General features: G+C 64.6%; 2 protein-coding genes. One reads left to right on the top strand and one right to left on the bottom strand.

The annotated features are described in order from the left end of the window. The coding region (locus AC1D12_RS35000) for a hypothetical protein (protein WP_477845629.1) at positions 1-302 on the bottom strand (302 nt) is incomplete at its 3' end. A 78-nt stretch (positions 303-380) separates the two neighbouring features. On the opposite strand from AC1D12_RS35000, the gene AC1D12_RS34995 reads away from it, so the two are divergent. After that, the coding region (locus AC1D12_RS34995) for an ORF6N domain-containing protein (RefSeq protein WP_477845630.1) at positions 381-548 on the top strand (168 nt) is incomplete at its 3' end.

Raw genomic sequence — 548 nt, 5'->3', positions numbered from 1 at the left:
CCCTGACCTTGCACCGCATCGAGCACGCCCTCGGGCCCGAAGAAGTTCTTGCAGGTCGCGTCGTGGCACGCGAAACCGACGATCTGTTGCTCGCGCACGGCGATGAAGCAGGCGACAGGCAGGCGCCCGATCGCGACATCGATCTCGGCCACCCAGCCGGGGAAATGCTCGGCCGCCCAGGCCAGGATGCGCGGCTTCTCGGGCGCGAGCGCCCGCCGCACGGTGATGCCGTGGCGTTGCACCGAGGCCAGCGCGTCGTCGAGCGGTGGCAGCTTGTAGAGGGTGACGAGCATGTCGGACATGGCGAGCGATATTACGCGAGAGTCAGCCGGCCATTGGGAGCCGCATCCCGGTCGTGCGTGGCCACAAGGTGATTGTTGATGCCGACTTGGCCGTGCTGTACGGGTGTGTCGACCAAGGTGCTGAACCGGGCTGTCAAGCGGAATGCCAATCGATTTCCTCGCGACTTCCTGTTTGCCCTCAGCCCCGAGGAGAAGGTGGAGGTGGTCACGAACCGTGACCACCTCCGAAAATTGAAATTCTCCAGG

The sequence above is a fragment of the Rhizobacter sp. P1_G5 genome, from assembly GCF_056405435.1.
This window is presented reverse-complemented; position numbering and strand designations above follow the sequence as displayed.